The organism is Kineosporia succinea (assembly GCF_030811555.1).
In the GTDB taxonomy this organism is placed as follows: domain Bacteria; phylum Actinomycetota; class Actinomycetes; order Actinomycetales; family Kineosporiaceae; genus Kineosporia; species Kineosporia succinea.
In genome coordinates this window covers 1647304-1665790 of sequence record NZ_JAUSQZ010000001.1, presented here as the reverse complement: position 1 = coordinate 1665790, position 18487 = coordinate 1647304, and the positions used below count along the sequence as shown (strand labels likewise).

Genomic DNA, 18487 nt, shown 5'->3' with positions numbered 1-18487 from the left:
TTTCGCCACGACGCGGAGGATGTTCGATGGAGGACACGCGGTGAGCCGGGCCCACACGGCTTCGGTTCCGGCGATCGCCCCGGTGGTTCCCCGGGTGAGCCAGGTACGCCTCGTCCTCGTCACCGCCGACCCGTTGAGCCAGGCCGGGGTGGAGGGCATGCTCGCCGATCACCCCCGGCTGCGCCTGGTCCCGGCCTCCCGGGCGGTCGACGCGCACCTGCTGGTGCTGGTGGCGCCCCGGCCCGACACCCGGGCGGCCGAGGCGGTGCGACTGGCGTCGCGCTACCGCCGGCTGCCGGTGCTCGCGGTGCTGGGTACGCCCGGTGACGGCGACGAGGCCGAGGCGCGCCTGTCGCAGCTGGGGGTGGTGGCCTGCCTGTGGCGGCCCGACGTCACGCCCCAGCGCCTGGCCGAGGAGATCGTCCAGGTCTCGCACCTGGGCCTGAACTCCCGGCTCGGTCACGACCTCGACGAGTACCGCCGGCGCCACGCCCCGGACACCGCCGACAGCACGCCCAGCGGCCGCGAGGCCGACGTCCTGCGCCTGCTGGCCGACGGGTTCGCCATTCCCGAGATCGCGAGGACCCTGAAATTCTCCGAACGCACCGTGCAGAAGACCCTCTTCGCCGTCACCTCCCGCCTGCACCTGCGCAACCGCACGCAGGCCATGGCCTACGCCTGGCGAAAGGGCGTGCTGTGATCCCGACCCCGGCCGACACCACCGAGTCCCCGGTCACCTCGCTGCTGCGGGTCAGCGTGCTGGCCGCCGACCAGCTCGACGAGGCCGGCGTGGTCAACCTGATCGGCCGCCGTCCGGAGCTCACCGTGCAGCCGATGAACCGGCTGGCCGAGGCCGATGTGCTGGTGGTGGTCTCGTCCACGCTGACCGCTCAGCTGCTGCGCCAGATCCGCGACCAGGTGGCCGGGCGCAACCTCCCGATCGCCACCATCCTCGAGCGGTTCGGCGAGGTCGACCTGCTCACCGCCGTGGAAGTCGGCCTGCGGGGCGTGCTCTGGCGACCGCAGGTCACGGCCGGCCGGTTCGCCGGTCTGATCCAGACGGTCGCGGCCGGTGACAGTGACCTGCCCCGCGAGGTGGCCAGCCGCCTGGTGCGCGACATGGCCGAGCTCCAGCGGTCGGTGCTGATCCCGCGCGGCCTCACCCCGTCCGGGCTGGAGCGCCGCGAGGTCGAGGTGCTGGCCCTGATCGCCGACGGCCTCGACACCGCCGAGATCGCCGAGCGCATGCAGTATTCCGAGCGCACGGTGAAGAACATCCTGTCCGGCGTGATGGCCCGGCTGGGGCTGCGCAACCGTTCTCACGCCGTGGCCTACGCGCTCAAGGCGGGTCTGCTCTAACAGCCGCGCTGCGCGGCGACTTTCACATAACCCAGGGTCTGCCGCACGTACTGGTAGGTCCAGTTGAACGGGGAGATGCGCAGCGGGGTCTCGACCATCAGCAGGTCGCCGTCGTAGCAGCGGTCGACGATCGAGCGGGTGCGGCTGATGTGATACTTCGCGGCCAGCACGGCGACCCGGTCCCAGCCGTTCTCCCCGGCCAGCCGCCCCAGCGCGCGGGCCTCGCCACGGGTGGTCATCGGGTCGGGGCGGAAGCAGATCAGCCGGTAGTCGGTGGGCTGCGACGCGCACAGGTCGTGCACGGGCTGGAACGCCGGGTCGTCGGTGGGGTAGGGGTTGCTGACGATCAGCACCTTCGTGCGCCCCTGCTCGGCGAGTTGCTGCCCGTAGAAGGCGGTCTCGGTGCGCCCGCCGAGCGCGAGGATCGCGTCGACCGTCTCGCCGTCGTCGAGCGTGTCGGTCTGCGGGAACGAGTACAGGCGCCCGCCGGTGGGCGCGATCACCAGCACGGCGACCACGACGAGGACCGCCAGCCGGGCGATCCACCGGCGCCGGGGCAGGGTGATCGGGGCTCCGCGCCCGCTCATGAGGCGTTCGCGCAGGAGTCGGCCACCCGGGCCGCCTGCTCCCCGTACGAGGCGCCGAAGAGCACGGCGTGCACCAGCAGCGGGTGCAGCTGGTGCAGGGGCATCCGCTCGCGCCAGCCCTCCGGCAGCGGGTTCTCGGCGGTGTAGGCCTCGAGAACCGTTTCCAGGTGAGGCAGTCCGAACAGGGCGAGCATGGCCAGATCGGTCTCGGGGTGGCCGCCGTGGGAGGCGGGGTCGATGAGAACCGGGCCCCGACGCGTCCACAAGACGTTGCCGCTCCACAGATCACCGTGCAGGCGCGCGGCGGGGACTTCCGGGTGCTCTCCCTCAGTCAGTCGATCGCAGAGCTTCTGCACGCTCCGGAAACCCTTTTCGCTCAGGGCCCCGGAGTCGTGGGCGGCCCGGGCGAACGGCTCGAGGCGGCACCGTGCGTAGAAATCGCCCCAGTGCGGCGGGGGCTCGTCGAGGTGAGGCAGGGCAAGGGTGGCGATGAAACCACGGCGGACGCCGGGGGGAGGGGATCCGTGGTGGGGCGCGCCCTTTCGGTGAGTGCGGGCGAGCCCGCGGCCGAGGATACGGGCCTGGTCCGCGTCCGGGCTCACGGTCTCGTAGCGTCTCAGGCTGATGGACGTGTCGGTCACCTCGAGCACCTCGGCCACCTCGAGTCCGTCCCCGGCTTCTCCCAGCCACCGCAGGCCAGCCGCCTCGGCCTGGTAGAACCCCTCGGCGGCGTGCGGGTCGCGCTTGGTGAACTCCATGTCAGGCGGGGTGTTCCGTGCGCTCGGCCAGGAACTCGACCAGCCCGTCGCTCGCCGCCTCGAGCTGCTCGACCATCTCGGTGAACGCGCTGTCCGGGCCGTAGTAGGGGTCGGCGACGTCGATGTGCGGGTCGTTCTCGTCGAGGTCCTCGGCGTCGATGTCGAACGAGCGCATCAGCCGGATCTTGGCCGCGGCCTCCTCGTCGGGAGCCATCGCGTGCAGCAGGCGGAAATGGCCGCGGTCGAGGGCCACGACCAGGTCGCGTTCGGCGAACCAGCCCTCGTCGAACTGGCGGGCCACGTGCGCGGTGCCGTCGTAACCGGCGGCCTTCATCGCGCGCAGCGCCCGGTAGTCGGCGCCGTCACCCACGTGGTAGCCGTCGGTGCCGGCCGAGTCGACCACCACGTCCAGCCCGGCGTCGTGCGCGCGGGCCCGCAGGATGACCTCGGCCGAGGGGGAACGGCAGATGTTCCCGGTGCAGACAAAGCAGATGCGGTACGCCGACATGCGGCTCATTCTCGCAGTTGCCGCCCGGTGTGGGTTCGCCGTCCCGGCCGGGCGCGGTGTCGCCGTTGCTGCCCTGTGCGCTTCCGCGGTCCCGGCCGGTGCGGGCGCGATCGGGTTCGGTGAGCCCGATCGCGCCCGCACCGGGTCAGGCCACGTTCTCCGACTCCGGGAACAGCCGTCCCAGCAGGTCGGACAGGGTGATGACGCCCACGAACAACCCGGCGTCGTCCGTCACCGTGGCCAGGTGGTTGCGGGTCTCGCGCATCTGGTTCATCGCCTGGAACACCCGGGTCTGCGACGGCATCGAGTACACCGGGCGGGCCAGGGTCTGCACCGGGGCGTCGTCGGGGGCCATCAGCGTGTCCCGGACGTGCACCACGGAGTCCATCGCGGCGCCCTCACCGATGAGGATGCGCAGGTGCCCCGAGGCCAGCGAGGCCTCGCGCACCGCCCGCACGTCCGAGCCCGGGGGCACGCTGGTGGTGCCCCGTTCCCGGTCGACCAGGTCGCCGACGGTCAGCGACTCCAGCTGCAGGGCGTTGTTCAGGCGGTTCGAGTCGCCCTCCTCCAGCGCCCCGACGCTGGCCGAGTGCTCGACCAGGCTGCGCAGCGCGGCCGGGTCGCGGCCCGAGGCCACCTGGTCGGCCGGGTCCACGCCGACCCGCCGCAGGCACCAGTTGGCGATCTCGTTGAGCGCGGTCAGCAGCGGCCGGGTGGCGGCCATGAACGCCCGCATCGGCAGTGCCAGCAGCACGGCCGAGGTCTCCGGGTGCGCGATGGCCCACGATTTCGGCGCCATCTCGCCCACCACCAGGTGCAGGAAGGTGACGATCATCAGGGCCAGCACGAAACCGGCGGCGTCGGCCGGCCACTCGCCCAGGCCCCAGTTCTCGAACATCGGCGTGAGCCAGTGGTGCACGGCCGGTTTGGTGACCGCGCCGAGGGCCAGGGTGCAGGCCGTGATGCCGAGCTGCGACCCGGCCAGCAGCACGGTCAGCTCGCTCGAGCTCTTCAGCGCCGCGCGTGCGGACCGGCTCGAGGTGGCCAGGTCTTCCAGCCGGTGCCGCCGGGCCGCCAGCAGGGCGAACTCGATGGCCACGAAGAACGCGGACAGGGCGATCAGCGCCACGGTCACCGCGATCACCACGATCGGGTTGCTCATGACTCCACCTCTTCCACGGTCTTCTCACTGATGCTCAGACGCAGTTCGGCGGGTACGTGCCGTTCCACCCGCGTCACCTCCGCCGTCATCACGAACAGGGGCGGCTCACCGTCCATCGCCAGCAGCGCCGGGTCGGTCGGCAGCTCGACCTCGACCACCGTGCCCACACCGGGCAGGGAGCCGTGCCGGGCGATGACCAGACCGGCCAGCGTCTCGAAGTCGCCGCGCGGGAGCTCACGGTCGACGGCCCGTTCCGCCTCGTCGAGCGGCGTGGAGCCGGACAGCACCCAGGTGCCGTCGTCGGCCTGCGGCGCCCGCGGGCGCAGGGCCGGGTCGTGCTCGTCGGTGATCTCGCCGACCAGCTCCTCGGCCAGGTCCTCGGCGGTGATCAGGCCGGCGAAACCGCCCCACTCGTCGAGGACGCAGGCCATCTGGGCCCGCCGGATCACCAGCAGCTGCAGCAGCGCCGTCAGCGGCATGGTGGTCGGCACGAGGGTGGCCGGGCGCATGATGTCGCGCGCCGTGCCCTCGTGGTCGCGGTCGAGACGCAGCACGTCCTGCAGGTGCACGACCCCGAGCACGGCGTCGTCCTCACCCAGCACCGGGTAGCGGCTGTGCCCCTTGCTCATCAGCTCCCGCACCCGGGTGACCGGGTCGTCGGTGTGCACCACACCCACGGCGGTGCGCGGGATCATCGCGTGCTGCACGTCCTGCTGCGGGAAGTCGAGGATCCGGTCGAGCAGCAGCGACAGCTCCTTGGGCAGGTCACCGCTCTCGGCCGACTCGGCCACGATGTGCTCCAGGTCGCGAGCCGTGGCGGAGTGCTCCACGTCGTGCGCCGGCTCGATGCCCAGCACCTTCAGCAGGGCGTTGGAGGCCTTGTCGAAAACCTGGATCAGCCAGCCGAAAACGGTCAGGTAGCCGGTGGTCGAAGTGGCCAGCCAGAGCGAGACCTGGTCGGGCCGGGCGATCGCCAGGTTCTTCGGGAAGAGCTCGCCGAAGATCATCTGCACCAGGGTGGAGAACAGCAGTGCCAGCACGGTGCCGATCGCCACGCCGACCCCGGTGGGGATTCCGACGCCGCCCAGGGCCTCGCCGAGCGACTCACCGATCAGCGGCTCGGCGACGTAGCCGACGAGCAGACCGGTGACGGTGATGCCCAGCTGGGCGCCGGAGAGCATGAACGAGGTGCGCCGGGTGACCTTGAGCGCCCTCTCGGCCGCCGTGTCACCGGCCGCGGCCCGGGCGCTCAAGGCGGACCGGTCCACCGCCATGAACGCGAATTCCTGCGCCACGAAGTACCCGGTGACGGCGGTGATCGCCAGCACGACCAGGACACCCAGGAGCAGGGACAGGATCCACATCAGTTCGTTCCCCCCTTCACCGCGTCTGCCAGTTGCTCACCGGCGCAGTTCAGGGGGCATGGATAGTCGTGGTCGTCCATCTCTCTCCGTCGTGGGGGTCAATCTCCCCGGCACAACGTGCCTGTCCAGGTGCCGGTTCCCGGGTTCAGCCGATCGGCTCCAGCACGAACACCGGGATCTGCCGTTCTGTCTTGGTCTGGTACTCGCCGTAGTTCGGGAACGTGGCCACCGCCAGGTCCCACCACGGTGTCTTCTCCTCGCCCACCACCTCACGGGCCCGGTAGGTCTTCGTCTCGGTGCCGTCCTGCAGCTGGACCTCGGGATGGGCCTTGATGTTGTGGAACCAGGCGGGGTTGCGGTCGGAACCGCCGAGCGAGGCGACGACGACGTAGACGCCGTCCTTCTCCACCCGGATCACCAGCTGATAGCGCAGTTTGCCGCTCTTCGCCCCACGCACGGTGAGCAGGACGACGGGGGCCGGGCCCGTCAGCGAGGCGGTGGTGCCGGTGGCGAGCACCTGCTCGGTCTGGTCGCGGACCCACGGCGTCGGGCTGAGTTCCACATCATCGGAGGTCATGGCCCACGGTAACTCCTCGGCCACTCGACCGGCGGGATGATTGAGAGCACAACTAGTGTTGAATGGCGGCATGGACAAGAAGATCGGGTTCCTGTCGTTCGGCCACTGGCGGGACGTCACCGGGTCGCAGACCAGATCGGGTGCGGACGCGCTGATCCAGACGATCGAGCTGGCCGAGGCGGCCGAGGAGGCCGGCATCGACGGCGCCTTCGTCCGGGTGCACCACTTCGAGCGCCAGCTCGCCTCGCCGTTCCCGCTGCTGTCGGCCATCGGTGCGCGCACGAAGCACATCGAGATGGGCACCGGCGTGATCGACATGCGCTACGAGAACCCGCTCTACATGGCCGAGGAGGCCGCGATCGCCGACCTGATCAGCGGCGGGCGCCTGCAGCTGGGCGTGAGCCGGGGATCGCCGGAGACCGCCCTGCGCGGCGCCGAGAACTTCGGCTACGTGCCGCCGGAGGGTGTGAGCGCCGCCGACCTGGCCCGCAGCAAGACCGAGATCTTCCTCAAGGCGATCCAGGGCGAGCCGATGGCCGTCACCGACCCCGAGCGCACCGGCGGGATCAGCGGGGGCCTGGCGATCCAGCCGCAGTCGCCCGGTCTGGCCGAGCGCATCTGGTGGGGCGCCGGCACCCGCGCCACCGCCACCTGGGCCGCCGGCCTGGGGATGAACCTGCAGAGCTCCACGCTGCTCACCGAGGACACCGGCGTGCCCTTCGACCAGCTCCAGGCCGAGCAGATCCGGATGTACAAGGACACCTGGAAGGAGCAGGGCTGGGAGCGCGAGCCCCTGGTCTCGGTCTCCCGCAGCGTCATCCCGATCACCACCGACATCGACCGGATGTACTTCGGCGACCGCAGTGAGGACGACCAGGTCGGCATTCTCGACGGCGCGCGCTCGCGGTTCGGCCGCAGCTACGTGGGGGAGCCGGACAAGCTGGCCCAGGAACTGGCCCGGGACGAGGCCGTCCTCGAGGCCGACTACGTGCTCTTCACCGTGCCCAACCAGCTCGGCGTCGAGTACAACGCCCGGCTGCTGAAGACGATCGCCGACCACGTGGCCCCGGCCATCGGCTGGAAGAAGAAGTTCTAGCCGGTGATCTGCGCGATCAGCGCGCGGGCCGCCGCACTCGGCGTCCGCCCCTCGGGAACCGCCAGTGACACCGGGAACTCGAGGTCGGCGTCCTCCACCGGCACCCGCACGATGCCCGGCGCCCCCTCCACCGCGAACCGGGGGAACAGGGCCACGCCCAGCCCGTTGCGCACGTAGTCGGGCCCGAACGCCAGCTCGGTGATCTCGATCGTCACCTGCCGCCGCAGACCGGCCGCCGCGAAGGCCCGGTCGGCGGCGGCCCGGTTGCCGTAACCGGCCGGGGAGTCGATGAAGTCGAGCCCGGCCAGGTCGGCCATGGTCACGGAGGTGCGGGAGGCCAGCGGGTGCCCGGCCGGCAGCGCCAGGTCGAGCACCGACCGGGCCAGCTCGATCAGCCGCACCCCGGGGGTGGCCAGGCCCGACGGGGTGACGAAGGCCAGGTCGAGGCGGCGTTCGGCGAGCATCTCGATCAGGCCGAGCGTGCCGGTGGTCGAGGCCCGGGTGTAGAGCTGCACGCCGGGATGACGACGATGGAACTCGCCGAGGATCGCCGGCACGTCGACGATGCGGATCGAGGTCAGGACCCCGATCCGCAGCGGCCCGCTCAGCCCGCCGCGCACCCGGGCGACGGCGTCCCGGGCGTCTCTCGCCGCGTCCAGAGTCGTGCGGGCGTGCGGAAGGAACTCGGCCCCGGCGTCGGTCAGCGTGACCTGCCGAGCCCCGCGTTCCAGCAATGGCGTGCCGAGCTCACGCTCCAGCGACTTCACCGCGGCCGAGACCGCCGACTGCACGATGTGCAGGCGCTGCGAGGCGCGGGTGAAGTTCTGCTCCTCGGCGACCGCGACGAAGTACTCCAGATGGCGAAGCTCCACGATCCCAAGCTATCGCGATCGGCGATAGCAAGTAGCGGAAACATTCGTTGGACGCGATGGCGACCGTCGAGCACTCTGAGGACGCCGAACCAATCGCAGCCAAGGAGCGCACGTCATGTCCCAGACGATCTTGTCGAGGCCGGCCCGCCCGGCGACGTCGAGCCGTCACGGCCGGGGTTTCTGGCTCGTCGCCTTCGCCTTCGGAGTCGCGATGGCCTTCTCCACCGTCCCGACCCCGCTCTACCCGCTCTACATGGCCCGCGACGGGTTCTCCACGTTCATGGTCACCGTGGTCTTCGCCGCCTACGCGGTCGGGGTGGTGATCAGCCTGCTGCTCGCCGGGCACGTCTCCGACTGGGTCGGCCGCCGCCGGGTGCTGGTGCCCGCCCTCGGGCTCGAGCTCGTCGCGGCCGTGCTCTTCCTGGTCAGCACCGACCTGACCGTGCTGCTCGTCGCCCGCCTGGTGACCGGCCTGGGCGTCGGCCTGATCACCGCCACGGCCACCGCCCACCTGGCCGAGCTGCACGCCGCCCATCGTCCCGGCGCCTCCGGCCAGCGGTTCGAGATGGTCTCCACGGCCGCCAACATCGGCGGCCTCGGTTTCGGCCCGCTGGTCGCGGGATTCCTGGCCCAGTGGGTGGATTCGCCGCTGCGCACCCCGTACCTGGTGTTCGCCGGGCTCCTGGTGCTCGCCGTGGCGGCGGTGCTCGCGGCCCCCGAGACCGTGACCCCGCCCGCCGAGAAGCCGGTCTACCGCCCGCAGCGCATCAGCGCCGACCACGGCGACCCGGCCGGTTACGTCGCCGCCACCGCCGCCGCGTTCTCCGGCTTCTCGATCTTCGGCCTGTTCACCAGCGTGGCCCCGGGATTCGTGGCCGGCACCCTGCACCACCCGTCGCGGGCCCTGGCCGGCGTGATCGTGTTCGCGGTCTTCGGGGCGGCCGCCGCGGCGCAGAGCCTGACCGCGAAACTGCCTGCGCGGGTGAAGATGACGACCGGTCTGCTGGCCGAGGCGCTCGGCCTGGTGGTGCTGGTCGTGGGGGTCCGCACCGAGGCCCTGGCCGCCTTCCTGGTCGGCGGGGTGCTCGCCGGCATCGGGGCGGGCGTCATCTTCAAGGCCGCCATCGGCCGGGTGGTGGCGATGGCGGCCCCGGCCCGGCGCGGTGAGGCCCTGGCCGGGCTGTTCCTCATCGGCTACCTCGGGCTGATCGTGCCCGCCCTGGGCATCGGGGTGGCGGTGCGCAGCTTCGACACCGCCACCGTGCTCACCGGTTTCGCCGGAGTGCTCCTGGCCCTCCTGGCCGGCGTCGGGGTGCTGAACCGCCGCTCCTGACGAACGGTCCCCCGGTTCCGGCCCGGGGGACCGGGAGCGCCCACCACGTTCCGGGAGCGCCAGACCCTAGGCTGTCTTCTTTCGACCCAGGAGGCAGGAAGACCATGTCCGTTGTCGTCGTCGGCAGTGTGAACCTCGACCACGTGGTTCGCGCGCCCCGCATCCCCGGGCCGGGCGAGACCATCCTGGGCACCGACGTCGCGGAGCATCCGGGCGGCAAGGGGGCCAACCAGGCCGTCGGGGCGGGACGCAGCGGGGCGGAGACGGTTTTCGTCGGGGCCCTGGGTGACGACCCGGCGGCCGCCCGCCTGCTGTCCGAGCTGCGGGGCGCGGGGGTCGAGACCCGTCACCGCACGGTCGACGTCCCCACCGGCACCGCCTGGATCACGGTCGGCGACGACGGCGAGAACGTCATCATCGTGGTGCCCGGCGCCAACATGAGCATCACCGAGCTCACCGAATCCGAGCGCGAGATCGTCGGCTCCGCCCGGGTGCTGCTCATGCAGCAGGAGATTCCCGAGAGCGCGATGGTGGACGCGGCGGTCGCCTCGGGCGGTCTGGTTCTCCTGAACGCCGCCCCCACCCGCGAGGTGCACCCGGCCCTGCTCGCCCTGGTCGACGTCCTGATCGTGAACGAACACGAGGCGGCCGACCTGAACGGCGCTCCCGCCCCCGCCGCCGAGCTGGTTTCCGGCCTGCTGGAACGGGTTCCGGCCGTGGTGCTGACCCTGGGGGCCGAGGGGTCGCTGATCGCGGTGCGTGGTGCCGAACCCGTCGCGGTGCCCGCCCACCGGGTGCAGGCCGTCGACACCACCGGCGCCGGTGACGCGTTCTGCGGAGCCCTGGCGGCCGAGCTCGACCGCACCGCTCCGCACGGCATCACCGGCCCCGGGCCGCTGGGCGACCTGCTCACCCGCCTGGTCGAGGCCGCGCGCTTCGCCACCTCGGTCAGCGCGCTCGCGGTGCAGCGCCCGGGGGCGGCCAGTGCGATCCCGGCCCGGGACGAGGTGCTGAAGGCCTACCCGGCCGGGTAGTGCTGCCGGGCAGCGCTGCCGGGGAGTCTCCGGGACGAAAAGCGCACTGCGGCGGGCGGAACGGGCGCTGGACAACCGGCCCCGGATTTGCCACCCTCGGAGCAGGGTCGCTGCGACGCGGCCCCCGGACGAGGGGTGCCGTACCCGGAACGCGACAAGACGGCGCCAGGAGGCTCGTCATGTCCTGGATCGTCCTCGTCGTCTCCGGTGTTCTCGAGGCCGTCTGGGCCACTGCCCTCGGTCGCTCCGAGGGATTCTCGAAACTCGTTCCCACCGTCGTGTTCGCGGTCGCCGTGATGGCCAGCATGGCGGGCCTGGCCTGGGCCATGCGCACCCTGCCGGTGGGCACGTCCTACGCGGTCTGGGTCGGCATCGGCGCGGTGCTCACGGTCGCCTACGCCATGATCACCGGTGACGAGCCGGTGTCGGCGCTGAAGATCGCCCTGCTGCTCATGATCGTGGGCGGCGTCGTGGGCCTGAAGCTCGCGCACTAGGCCCCGGGCAGCCGGTCACGGGTCTGCGGGCGGTGCGGGTCACGTCGCGGCCCATGGCCTCTCCTGGACGCCGGGGAGCTTCGGTGACCTGCCGTATCGCTCACGGTCCAGAGGCCGTCACCGGTAGCGACCGGAGGGGGCGTCGGCGGAGCTGGTACCGCTGATCCGGGCAAATCGCCCGTTCGTCGCGCCTGGACGACCGTTCGTCGTGCGGTGACCAAATCGTTGTCGGTTCACTCTCAACGGCCACCGTTTCAGGAGGGCCAAAACCCGTCACTGACGGGTGTCTCGTGAACCTTCACAAAGGCGCAGCTCAGAGTGCGGTGTCCGTTACGGCACAGACAGTTTTGGCCCCTCTGAACTGGGGTTCAGTGCTCGAAACACTCTCGGCGCAAGAACCGAACAAGGCTCTTGACAGCCTGGTCCCACAGGCTCGAAGCTCACTCGTCGGCGAACGTTGTGAACGTTCACATTTTTGCGTGGGACTGCGTCGAGGGAGACGGGCATGGCGGTGGAACGACTGCGGCACTCGCCGGCCGGCCTCACTCTCGGCAGCGTCACCCCGACGGGAACGACCGCCCAGCGGCACCGGGTGCCCGCCGGGCAGATTGCTGGGAAACAGTGACCATCACCGAAGACATCCGCTCCACGATCACCTCCGTCCGTGAGGAGGTGGCCCGGCTCCACGCCGAGCTGCCGGCCAACGGCCTGGTGGTCTGGACCGCCGGCAACGTCTCGGCCCGGGTGCCCGGCGCCGACCTGCTGGTGATCAAGCCGTCCGGTGTGCGCTACGACGAGCTCACCCCCGAGTCCATGGTGGTGTGCGACCTCGACGGGAACCTGGTGGAGGGCGAGCACTCGCCGTCGTCCGACACCGCGGCGCACGCCTACGTGTACAAGCACATGGCGCACGTCAACGGTGTGGTGCACACGCACTCCACCTACGCCACCGCCTGGGCGGCCCGGCGCGAGTCGATCCCGTGCGTGCTGACGATGATGGCCGACGAGTTCGGCGGTGACATCCCGGTCGGCCCGTTCGCCCTGATCGGCGACGACTCGATCGGCCAGGGCATCGTCGAGACGCTGACCGGCCACAACTCGCCGGCGGTGCTGATGGCCCAGCACGGCCCGTTCACCATCGGCCGCAGTGCCAAGGCCGCGGTCAAGGCCGCCGTGATGCTCGAGGAGGTCGCGCGCACCGTGCACATCGCGCGCACCCTCGGCCCGGTGGAGCGCATCGACCAGGCTCAGATCGACAGCCTTTTCGACCGCTACCAGAACGTCTACGGCCGCTGATCGTCCGGCCCCGCTAAGGATTTCGACATGACGCAGAGCACCACCCGCACCATCTGGTTCCTCACCGGCAGCCAGAACCTGTACGGCGACGACGTCCTCGCCCAGGTGGCCGACCAGTCCCAGGCGATCGCCCGGGCCCTGGACGCCTCCGACGAGATCCCGTTCGAGGTCGTCTGGAAGCCGGTGCTCAAGGACTCGGCCTCGATCCGCCGGCTCATGCTCGAGGCCAACGCCGACGACAGCGTGATCGGCCTGATCGCCTGGATGCACACGTTCTCCCCGGCGAAGATGTGGATCTCCGGCCTGGACGCGCTGGACAAGCCGCTGCTGCACCTGCACACGCAGGCGAACGAGGCCCTGCCCTGGGCGTCGATCGACATGGACTTCATGAACCTGAACCAGGCCGCCCACGGCGACCGCGAGTTCGGTTACATCCAGACCCGTCTCGGCGTCCCCCGCAAGACCGTCGCCGGTCACGTCAGCTCCCCGCGCACCACGCAGAAGGTCGGCGTCTGGGCCCGCGCCGCGGCCGGCCGTCACGCCGTGCGCACCCTGCGCCTGGCCCGGTTCGGCGACAACATGCGCAACGTCGCCGTGACCGAGGGCGACAAGGTCGAGGCCGAGCTGAAGTTCGGCGTCTCGGTGAACACCTACGGGGTCAACGAGCTGGTCGAGGTCGTCGACGCGATCGACGACGCGGCGATCACCGACCTGGTCACGGAGTACGCCGACCTCTACGACGTGGCCGAGGAGCTGCGGGCCGGTGGCGACCGCCACGACTCGCTGCGCTACGGCGCCCGCATCGAGCTCGGTCTGCGGACCTTCCTCACCGAGGGCGGTTTCGGGGCCTTCACCACCAACTTCGAGGACCTCGGCGGCCTGCGCCAGCTGCCCGGCCTGGGCGTGCAGCGCCTGATGGCCGACGGCTACGGCTTCGGCGGCGAGGGTGACTGGAAGACCTCTGTTCTCCTCCACACCCTGAAGGCGACGGCGGCCGGTCTGCCCGGCGGCACGTCGTTCATGGAGGACTACACCTACCACCTGGTGCCTGGCCAGGAAGTGATTCTCGGTGCGCACATGCTCGAGGTCTGCCCGAGCATCGCCGTCGGCAAGCCGAGGATCGAGATCCACCCGCTGGGCATCGGTGACCGCGAGGACCCGGTGCGGATGGTGTTCGACGCCGCACCGGGCGAGGCGGTCACGATCGGTATCGCCGACATGGGCGACCGGTTCCGGTTCGTCGCCAACCAGGTCGAGGTTGTCGCGCCCCAGGAAGCTCTGCCGAAACTCCCTGTCGCCCGGGCTGTCTGGAAACCCCAGCCGGACCTGGCGACGTCCGCCGAGGCCTGGCTCACCGCGGGTGGCCCGCACCACACGGTGCTGTCCACCGCCCTCACCGGTGAGCACCTCGGTGACCTGGCGGACATGCTCCAGACCGAGCTCGCGCTGATCGACGCTTCGACCGACCTTCGGTCGTTCACCCGCGAGCTGCGGTGGAACCAGGCGTACTACCGCCTGGCTCAAGGGTTCTGACGTACTGCCCCTCCCCAGTAAGACACACTGCCCGGCGGCCAAGGATGGCCGTCTCAGAAACCGGAGAGAACTAATGCAACGCAGCAGAGTTACCCGGATCGTCGCCGGCTTCACCATGGTGGCGGCCCTGGCCGCCTGTGGTTCGGCCGAGAAGACCGGTGACGACACCCCGAAGGTGGGCGAGGACGTCGCCGGTTCGCTGGTCGGCGTGACCATGCCGACCCGTTCGTCCGAGCGCTGGATCGCCGACGGCGACAACGTGAAGGCTGCTCTCGAGAAGCTGGGCTACAAGGTCAGCCTCGAGTACGCCGAGGACAAGATCCCGACCCAGGTCGAGCAGATCGAGAACCAGATCTCTCAGGGCGCCCGCGTTCTCATCGTCGCCGCGATCGACGGCACCGCGCTGACGACGCAGCTCGAAGCGGCGAAGGAGGCGGGGATCAAGGTCATCTCCTACGACCGCCTGATCCGCAACACCGACGCTGTCGACTACTACGCCAGCTTCGACAACTACAAGGTCGGCGTGCAGCAGGCCACCTCGCTGCTGGTCGGTCTCGGCCTGAAGAAGGAGGACGGTTCCGACGGCGACGCCAAGGGCCCGTTCAACATCGAGCTGTTCGCCGGTTCGCCCGACGACAACAACGCGACCTTCTTCTACAACGGCGCGATGGACACCCTGAAGCCGTACCTCGACAACAAGACCCTCGTGGTCCAGAGCGGCGAGACGGACTTCAAGACCGTTGCCACCCTCCAGTGGAAGCCCGAGACCGCTCAGGCCCGCATGGAGAACGTCATCACCAAGGCGTACAAGGGTGACACCAAGGTCGACGGTGTGCTTTCCCCGTACGACGGCATGAGCATCGGCATCCTGTCCGCCCTGGGCAGCGCCGGTTACAAGGGCGACGACATCCCGGTCGTGACCGGCCAGGACGCCGAAGAGGCGTCGGTCAAGTCGATCATCAAGGGTGAGCAGTACGCCACGATCTACAAGGACACGCGCCAGCTCGCCGACGTCGCCGTCTCGATGGCCGACAAGGTGCTCAAGGGCGAAGAGGTCACGGTGAACAACACCGAGGACTACGACAACGGCAAGAAGGTCGTTCCGTCCCAGCTCCTCGAGCCGGTCATCGTCTACAAGGACAACTACAAGGAAGTTCTCGTGGACTCCGGCTACTACAAGGAGTCGGACCTCAGCTGAGCTGAGTTCCCCTAGCTGCCGGGCCGCCCGCAAGCCATCCCCTCCGGTCGGTGGGCGGTCCGGCGCATCCTCTTTGCGGGATCATCTGAGGAGTACCGATGCCCGGCAACATCCTGGAAATGCGTAACATCAGCAAGACCTTCCCGGGCGTGAAGGCGCTGCAGAACGTCACTTTCACAGTGGCCGAGGGCGAGATCCACGCCATCTGCGGCGAGAACGGCGCCGGGAAGTCCACCCTGATGAAGGTTCTGTCAGGGGTCTACCCGTTCGGCGACTACGAGGGCGACATCGTCTTCGACGGCAAGACCTGCGAGTTCTCCGGCATCCGCGACAGCGAAGAGCGCGGGATCGTCATCATCCACCAGGAACTCGCTCTGGTGCCTGAGCTCTCGATCGCCGAGAACATCTTCCTGGGCAACGAGACGGTCAGCCGTGGCCTGATCAACTGGGACGAGACCAACCACCGCGCAGCGCAGTTGCTGAAGCGCGTGGGCCTGGACGAGAACCCCACCACCAAGATCATCGAACTCGGTGTGGGTAAGCAGCAGCTCGTCGAGATCGCCAAGGCGATGTCGAAGAAGGTGCGCATGCTGATTCTCGACGAGCCCACCGCGGCGCTCAACGACGACGACTCGGCACATCTGCTCGATCTGCTGCGCGGTCTGCGTGACGAGGGCATCACCTGTGTGATCATCTCGCACAAGCTGAACGAGATCCAGGCGATCTCCGACCAGGTCACGATCATCCGTGACGGTCAGACGATCGACACCCTGCACATGAAGCGCGACGAGGTCACCGAGGACCGCATCATCGCGCTCATGGTCGGCCGTTCTCTCGAGAACCGCTACCCGGACAAGGATCCCGGCGTCGTCATCGGTGACGAGGTGCTGCGGATCGAGAACTGGACCGTGCACAGCCCCACCCAGCACGGCCGGGTCCTGATCCGTGAGGCGAACCTGTCGCTGCGCGCCGGCGAGATCGTCGGTCTGGCGGGCCTGATGGGCGCCGGCCGCACCGAGCTCGCGATGAGCGTGTTCGGCCGCAGCTACGGCACCAACATCAGCGGCCAGCTGTACAAGTACGGCAAGCCGATCGAGGCGAAGAACGTTCGTCAGGCCATCAAGCACGGCCTCGCGTACGCCACCGAGGACCGGAAGCGCTACGGCCTCAACCTCATTGACAACATCACGCGGAACGTCTCCGCCGCGGCCCTGGGCAAACTGGCCAAGGGCGGCTGGGTGGACGACAACCAGGAGCTGTCTGTCGCCGAGGGGTACCGCAAGAGCCTGCGGATCAAGGCGCCCACCGTGGCCTCGATCACCGGGAAGCTCAGCGGCGGTAACCAGCAGAAGGTCGTGCTGGCGAAGTGGATCTACACCAACCCGGACGTGCTGATCCTCGACGAGCCGACGCGCGGTATCGACGTCGGCGCCAAGTACGAGATCTACCAGATCATCAACCAGCTCGCGGCGGAGGGAAAGGCGATCCTGGTGATCTCCTCCGAGCTGCCTGAGCTGCTGGGCATCTGCGACCGGATCTACACCCTCTCCTCGGGTCGGATCACCGGTGAGGTGCCTCGTGAAGAAGCCAACCAGGAGCTGCTCATGCAGTACATGACCAGAGGGCAGGAGTGAGCGACATGTCGACGACCGATTCCTCCTCGACGCCCGGCACGGATGCCAAGGACACGGAGCCCAAGGACACCGAGTCCACGGACACCACCCCCGAGGTGACGTCCGACAGCACCTCGCAGACCCCCAAGACCGAGGACGCCGCGGTCACCCCGGCCGACAAGGTCACCCCGGCCGACAAGGTCACTCCGGCCGACAAGGTCACCACGGTGGACGAGCCGGCCAAGGCCGACGAGCCCGCCGCGGTGGACGAGCCGGCCAAGGCCGACGAGCCGGCCAAGGCCGACGGGCCGGGGACGACGGAGACCGTGACGGAGACGGCGGCGGCGACCACCGCGTCCACCGTCACCGAGACCAAGGCCGCCACGGCGACCGCCACGAAGACCGCCCCGGCGAAGAAGAAGAGCTCCTTCTCCTTCAACGCCGGCAGCCTGCGCCAGAACGGCATCTACTTCGCCTTCGCGGCGATCGTGCTGCTGTTCGCGGTGCTGACCGGCGGCGACCTGCTGCAGCCGCAGAACCTGTCGAACATCATCGTCCAGAAGAGCTACATCCTCATTCTGGCGATCGGCATGATCCTGATCATCATCGCGGGTCACATCGACCTGTCGGTGGGTTCGGTTCTCGCTGCCACCGGCGCCTTCTCGGCCGTCCTCATGGTCAACCACGACGTGCACTGGGCCATCGCGATCCCGCTCACCCTGATCATGGGTGGTCTGATCGGCGCCTGGCAGGGCTACTGGGTGGCCTACTTCGGCATCCCGGCCTTCATCGTCACCCTGGCCGGCATGCTCGTGTTCCGCGCGGTCACGCTGGTCATCCTGGGCAACCAGGGCATCGGCCCGTTCCCCGACACCGTGCGCAACATGGCCAACGGGTTCACCCCGGGCTGGTTCGGCAACATCGCGCTCGGCCCGCTCGGCGGTGCCGACGTGATCACGCTGCTCGTCGGCGTGGCCCTGGTCGCCTCGATCGTCTGGACGCAGTGGCGGGCCCGCGCGGCGCGCCAGAAGCTCGGTCAGAGCCTGGAGCCGTTCGGTCTGTTCCTGGCGAAGATCATCGCCCCGTCGATCGTGCTGATGTTCGTCATCGTGCAGCTGGCCCGGTTCAAGAACCTGCCCTGGGTGCTCGTGCTGCTCGGTGTGCTGGTCGTGGTCTACACGCTGGTCACCAACCGGGCCGTGTTCGGCCGTCACATCTACGCGATCGGCGGAAACATCAACGCCGCCACGCTTTCCGGTGTGAAGGTCAAGCAGGTCACGTTCTGGCTGTTCGTCAACATGGGTGTGCTGGCCGCCGTGGCCGGCATCATCTTCTCCGGCCGCCTGAACCTGGCCGGCCCGACCGCCGGTAACAGCTTCGAGCTGGACGCCATCGCCGCCGCGTTCATCGGTGGTGCGGCCGTGCAGGGTGGCGTCGGCAAGGTCATCGGTGCCATCACCGGTGGTCTGATCATGGCCGTCATCGACAACGGCATGTCGCTCCTGGGCGCCGGTAGCGAGCAGGTCATGCTCGTCAAGGGTCTGGTCCTGCTGGCCGCCGTCGCGTTCGACGTCGTGACCAAGCGCCGGGCCGGAGCCAGTTCGCGCTAGACATTTCACCGGTATCGGTCCATCGCGGGACCAGAACCCCCGGCTCGGAACGCTGTTCGGCAGCGCCCGGGCCGGGGGGACACCCCGGACTGA

The 18487-nt window shown here is 69.6% G+C and carries 18 protein-coding genes and 1 riboswitch; of the genes, 11 read left to right on the top strand and 7 right to left on the bottom strand.

The annotated features are described in order from the left end of the window. The first annotated feature begins 94 nt into the window (after positions 1 to 94). On the top strand, positions 95 to 700 hold the full coding sequence (locus tag J2S57_RS07430) for a helix-turn-helix transcriptional regulator (RefSeq protein WP_307239814.1): 606 nt from the start codon (positions 95 to 97) through the stop codon (positions 698 to 700). Then, positions 697 to 1359: a helix-turn-helix transcriptional regulator gene (locus tag J2S57_RS07425; RefSeq protein ID WP_307239812.1), complete on the top strand. Its 663-nt coding sequence runs from the start codon at positions 697 to 699 to the stop codon at positions 1357 to 1359. Before J2S57_RS07430 ends, J2S57_RS07425 begins: the two co-directional genes overlap by 4 nt. Here the strand turns inward: J2S57_RS07425 and J2S57_RS07420 are convergent. The 6 genes from J2S57_RS07420 to J2S57_RS07395 form a co-directional block, all read right to left on the bottom strand. Further along, a complete protein-coding gene (locus tag J2S57_RS07420; RefSeq protein ID WP_307239810.1) occupies positions 1356 to 1946 on the bottom strand; it encodes a YdcF family protein in 591 nt (196 codons plus the stop codon). The two genes, J2S57_RS07425 and J2S57_RS07420, sit on opposite strands and share 4 nt — an antisense overlap. After that, positions 1943 to 2704: a fructosamine kinase family protein gene (locus J2S57_RS07415; protein ID WP_307239808.1), complete on the bottom strand. Its 762-nt coding sequence runs from the start codon at positions 2702 to 2704 to the stop codon at positions 1943 to 1945. Before J2S57_RS07415 ends, J2S57_RS07420 begins: the two co-directional genes overlap by 4 nt. Before the next feature lies 1 nt (position 2705). Beyond that, positions 2706 to 3212 carry a low molecular weight protein-tyrosine-phosphatase gene (locus J2S57_RS07410; protein WP_307239806.1) on the bottom strand — a complete coding sequence of 169 codons (507 nt, stop codon included), beginning with the start codon at positions 3210 to 3212 and terminating at the stop codon, positions 2706 to 2708. A 145-nt stretch (positions 3213 to 3357) separates the two neighbouring features. Continuing rightward, positions 3358 to 4374, bottom strand: coding sequence for a hemolysin family protein (locus J2S57_RS07405; RefSeq protein ID WP_307239803.1), 1017 nt, complete (start codon positions 4372 to 4374; stop codon positions 3358 to 3360). Beyond that, positions 4371 to 5741: a hemolysin family protein gene (locus J2S57_RS07400; protein WP_370882592.1), complete on the bottom strand. Its 1371-nt coding sequence runs from the start codon at positions 5739 to 5741 to the stop codon at positions 4371 to 4373. The genes J2S57_RS07405 and J2S57_RS07400 overlap by 4 nt, the downstream gene beginning before the upstream one ends. 142 nt (positions 5742 to 5883) lie before the next feature. Beyond that, positions 5884 to 6315, bottom strand: coding sequence for a nitroreductase family deazaflavin-dependent oxidoreductase (locus tag J2S57_RS07395; protein ID WP_307239799.1), 432 nt, complete (start codon positions 6313 to 6315; stop codon positions 5884 to 5886). A 70-nt stretch (positions 6316 to 6385) separates the two neighbouring features. Here J2S57_RS07395 and J2S57_RS07390 point away from each other — a divergent pair, with 70 nt between their 5' ends. Then, a complete protein-coding gene (locus tag J2S57_RS07390; RefSeq protein ID WP_307239797.1) occupies positions 6386 to 7411 on the top strand; it encodes an LLM class flavin-dependent oxidoreductase in 1026 nt (341 codons plus the stop codon). Here the strand turns inward: J2S57_RS07390 and J2S57_RS07385 are convergent. Next, the gene (locus J2S57_RS07385) at positions 7408 to 8283 is read right to left on the bottom strand and encodes a LysR family transcriptional regulator (RefSeq protein ID WP_307239795.1); all 876 of its coding nucleotides are present in this window, start codon (positions 8281 to 8283) and stop codon (positions 7408 to 7410) included. The two genes, J2S57_RS07390 and J2S57_RS07385, sit on opposite strands and share 4 nt — an antisense overlap. 115 nt (positions 8284 to 8398) lie before the next feature. Here J2S57_RS07385 and J2S57_RS07380 point away from each other — a divergent pair, with 115 nt between their 5' ends. The 8 genes from J2S57_RS07380 to mmsB all read left to right on the top strand — a co-directional run bounded on the left by J2S57_RS07380 (position 8399) and on the right by mmsB (position 18394). After that, positions 8399 to 9616: an MFS transporter gene (locus J2S57_RS07380; protein ID WP_307239793.1), complete on the top strand. Its 1218-nt coding sequence runs from the start codon at positions 8399 to 8401 to the stop codon at positions 9614 to 9616. A 104-nt stretch (positions 9617 to 9720) separates the two neighbouring features. Continuing rightward, positions 9721 to 10650, top strand: a complete 930-nt coding sequence (locus J2S57_RS07375; RefSeq protein ID WP_307239791.1) for a ribokinase — start codon at positions 9721 to 9723, stop codon at positions 10648 to 10650. Between the two features lie 104 nt (positions 10651 to 10754). Continuing rightward, positions 10755 to 10819, top strand: a riboswitch (guanidine-III (ykkC-III) riboswitch). A gap of 10 nt (positions 10820 to 10829) precedes the next feature. Further along, a complete protein-coding gene (locus J2S57_RS07370; protein ID WP_307239790.1) occupies positions 10830 to 11144 on the top strand; it encodes a DMT family transporter in 315 nt (104 codons plus the stop codon). 621 nt (positions 11145 to 11765) lie between these two features. After that, a complete protein-coding gene (locus J2S57_RS07365; RefSeq protein ID WP_307239788.1) occupies positions 11766 to 12440 on the top strand; it encodes an L-ribulose-5-phosphate 4-epimerase in 675 nt (224 codons plus the stop codon). 27 nt (positions 12441 to 12467) lie between these two features. After that, on the top strand, positions 12468 to 13973 hold the full coding sequence (gene araA / locus J2S57_RS07360) for an L-arabinose isomerase (RefSeq protein ID WP_307239785.1): 1506 nt from the start codon (positions 12468 to 12470) through the stop codon (positions 13971 to 13973). A 73-nt stretch (positions 13974 to 14046) separates the two neighbouring features. Then, entirely contained in the window at positions 14047 to 15171 is a 1125-nt protein-coding gene (gene chvE / locus J2S57_RS07355; RefSeq protein WP_307239783.1) for a multiple monosaccharide ABC transporter substrate-binding protein, read from the top strand. 98 nt (positions 15172 to 15269) lie between these two features. Beyond that, a complete protein-coding gene (gene mmsA / locus J2S57_RS07350) occupies positions 15270 to 16805 on the top strand; it encodes a multiple monosaccharide ABC transporter ATP-binding protein (protein ID WP_307239780.1) in 1536 nt (511 codons plus the stop codon). 305 nt (positions 16806 to 17110) lie between these two features. Further along, positions 17111 to 18394: a multiple monosaccharide ABC transporter permease gene (gene mmsB / locus J2S57_RS07345; RefSeq protein WP_370882591.1), complete on the top strand. Its 1284-nt coding sequence runs from the start codon at positions 17111 to 17113 to the stop codon at positions 18392 to 18394. The last annotated feature ends 93 nt before the right edge of the window (positions 18395 to 18487 follow it).

What these genes read in the sequence shown, in the direction of transcription:
- mmsA (WP_307239780.1), top strand. Translation starts at nt 15,270, where the DNA reads ATGCCCGGCAACATCCTGGAAATGCGTAACATCAGCAAGACCTTCCCG.
- J2S57_RS07370 (WP_307239790.1), top strand. Translation starts at nt 10,830, where the DNA reads ATGTCCTGGATCGTCCTCGTCGTCTCCGGTGTTCTCGAGGCCGTCTGG.
- J2S57_RS07405 (WP_307239803.1), bottom strand. Translation starts at nt 4,374, where the DNA reads ATGAGCAACCCGATCGTGGTGATCGCGGTGACCGTGGCGCTGATCGCC.
- chvE (WP_307239783.1), top strand. Translation starts at nt 14,047, where the DNA reads ATGCAACGCAGCAGAGTTACCCGGATCGTCGCCGGCTTCACCATGGTG.
- J2S57_RS07410 (WP_307239806.1), bottom strand. Translation starts at nt 3,212, where the DNA reads ATGTCGGCGTACCGCATCTGCTTTGTCTGCACCGGGAACATCTGCCGT.
- J2S57_RS07390 (WP_307239797.1), top strand. Translation starts at nt 6,386, where the DNA reads ATGGACAAGAAGATCGGGTTCCTGTCGTTCGGCCACTGGCGGGACGTC.
- J2S57_RS07380 (WP_307239793.1), top strand. Translation starts at nt 8,399, where the DNA reads ATGTCCCAGACGATCTTGTCGAGGCCGGCCCGCCCGGCGACGTCGAGC.
- J2S57_RS07415 (WP_307239808.1), bottom strand. Translation starts at nt 2,704, where the DNA reads ATGGAGTTCACCAAGCGCGACCCGCACGCCGCCGAGGGGTTCTACCAG.
- J2S57_RS07420 (WP_307239810.1), bottom strand. Translation starts at nt 1,946, where the DNA reads ATGAGCGGGCGCGGAGCCCCGATCACCCTGCCCCGGCGCCGGTGGATC.
- J2S57_RS07375 (WP_307239791.1), top strand. Translation starts at nt 9,721, where the DNA reads ATGTCCGTTGTCGTCGTCGGCAGTGTGAACCTCGACCACGTGGTTCGC.
- araA (WP_307239785.1), top strand. Translation starts at nt 12,468, where the DNA reads ATGACGCAGAGCACCACCCGCACCATCTGGTTCCTCACCGGCAGCCAG.
- J2S57_RS07395 (WP_307239799.1), bottom strand. Translation starts at nt 6,315, where the DNA reads ATGACCTCCGATGATGTGGAACTCAGCCCGACGCCGTGGGTCCGCGAC.